Source organism: Buchnera aphidicola (Pemphigus obesinymphae), assembly GCF_026122815.1.
Classification (GTDB): domain Bacteria; phylum Pseudomonadota; class Gammaproteobacteria; order Enterobacterales; family Enterobacteriaceae; genus Buchnera_C; species Buchnera_C aphidicola_BJ.
Genome location: NZ_JAIWQW010000027.1, coordinates 1 through 1,996, shown reverse-complemented (window position 1 = coordinate 1,996; position 1,996 = coordinate 1). Strand labels below are relative to the sequence as shown.

Below are 1,996 nucleotides of genomic sequence, written 5' to 3'. Positions count from 1 at the left end.
TAATTAAAATATATCATAATAACTCTGACTTGCATAAAATAACAGCATCTGAAATATTCAATGTTCCTATAGTTGATATTACTGAAACACAAAGACAAAATGCCAAAATTATTAATTTTAGTTTAATATACGGTATAAGCCCATTTAGTCTATCTAACAGACTAAAAATAAATATATTACAAGCTAAAGAATACATAAAAAAATACTTTCAACGTTATAAAGACGTCCGTAAATATATGCAAAGCACTTATCAATTTGCATTAAAAAAAGGATACGTATCAACATTTCATGGAAGAAAAATATATATTCCTAACATTAATTCAAAAAATTTTTTAATCCGTAAATCAGCAGAAAGAACCTCCATTAACGCTCCTATCCAAGGTACCGCATCCGACATAATAAAATTAGCAATGATAAAAATATATAATTGTTTTAAAAAAAAATATCATTTAGATGCAAAAATGATAATGCAAGTACATGATGAATTAGTGTTTGAAGTACAAAAAGAAAAAATCAAGAATGTTTGTAAAGATATACGTCTTATTATGGAATATAATACAAAATTAGATGTACCCATATGTATAAACATCAAAATAGGAAATAACTGGAAGGAAAAAATTAAACATATTCAATAAACACGAGTATCTTTATTATGTAACTAATATTGATTGAAAATGAATTTTTACATAACAAATAAACATAAAAATATGAATTAATTAAAATATTAAATATATTTAAATTTAAAAACGTTTGACTATTATTCGTTATACCAAGAATCTAATTTTTCACGAAGTTCATAAACACCTGTCTTGTGCACGGCAGAAAATAAATTTATATCGCAAGACGTTAATGAAAATTTAGATAATTTTTCAGAAACAATCTGTAATTTCTGTCTTCGCTTTTCTAATGTTATTTTATCTGATTTTGTCAATAAAATTAACAACGGAATTCTAAATCTTAAAGCAAAATGAATGATATTTTCATCCAGTTTTTTCATAGGATTCCTAATATCCATAAATAATACTAATCCCTTTAAAGATGCCCTGATTTTAAAATATTTAATAATGGTTTTTTCCCATTCTAATTTTAATAATTTAGCTGCTTTTGCATAACCATATCCTGGCATATCTACTAGATATTTTTTTTTACTAACAGCAAAATAATTAATCAACTGTGTTCTTCCTGGAGTTTTGCTAATCCTGGCTAATTTTTTTTTATTTGTTAAAATATTAATAGCAGTTGATTTACCAGAATTAGAATAACCAACAAATGCAACTTCAGATATATCAGAATTTCTTTGTTTCTTTACGATTGCAGTACTAGTTAAGAAATAAGTATTCTCATAATTATTTTTAAACAATTTTTTTTCTCGTTTATAATAAATCAATGGAAAACACAAAAATAAAAGTAAAATATAAATTTATTTTTACATAAATAAATTTTATATTTACATATATATGAATATATATACAAAAATTAGTATAATTCATTTTCATATTTTATTATAATGAAATATGAAAATTATCTTAAATAAATTAAAAATATTAAAAAAATTTTATAATTTATATTTAACAAAATTTACATTTTAGTAATAATAAATCTTATTATCCCTAACGTTTTAAGGTAGTAAAATGAACAAAAATTTACGAAATATAGCTATAATAGCTCATGTTGACCATGGTAAAACAACATTAGTAGATAAATTACTACAACAGTCAGGTACCTTCCAAGATCATGAAGAAAAAACTGATAGAATTATGGATTCTAATGATTTAGAAAAAGAAAGAGGAATTACCATTCTATCTAAAAATACAGCAATTCAATGGAATAATTATCGTATTAATATCGTGGACACACCGGGTCACGCTGATTTTGGAGGAGAAGTAGAACGAGTTATGACCATGGTAGATTCTGTATTATTAGTTGTAGATGCCCTTGATGGACCTATGCCTCAAACCAGATTCGTAACAAAAAAAGCTTTTAATTATGGTATAAA

Annotated in this window: 3 protein-coding genes; 2 read left to right on the top strand and 1 reads right to left on the bottom strand. The window is 24.0% G+C overall.

The window, feature by feature from the left end; all coding sequences use genetic code 11:
- Positions 1–635: DNA polymerase (locus LDP10_RS02825; RefSeq protein WP_265197232.1), on the top strand; the 635-nt coding region annotated here is incomplete at its 5' end.
- Between the two features lie 122 nt (positions 636–757).
- Here the strand turns inward: LDP10_RS02825 and yihA are convergent.
- Positions 758–1,360 carry a ribosome biogenesis GTP-binding protein YihA/YsxC gene (yihA, locus tag LDP10_RS02820; protein ID WP_265197231.1) on the bottom strand — a complete coding sequence of 201 codons (603 nt, stop codon included), beginning with the start codon at positions 1,358–1,360 and terminating at the stop codon, positions 758–760.
- A 271-nt stretch (positions 1,361–1,631) separates the two neighbouring features.
- Here yihA and LDP10_RS02815 point away from each other — a divergent pair.
- On the top strand, positions 1,632–1,996 hold a 365-nt coding region (locus LDP10_RS02815; RefSeq protein ID WP_265197230.1), incomplete at its 3' end, for a GTP-binding protein.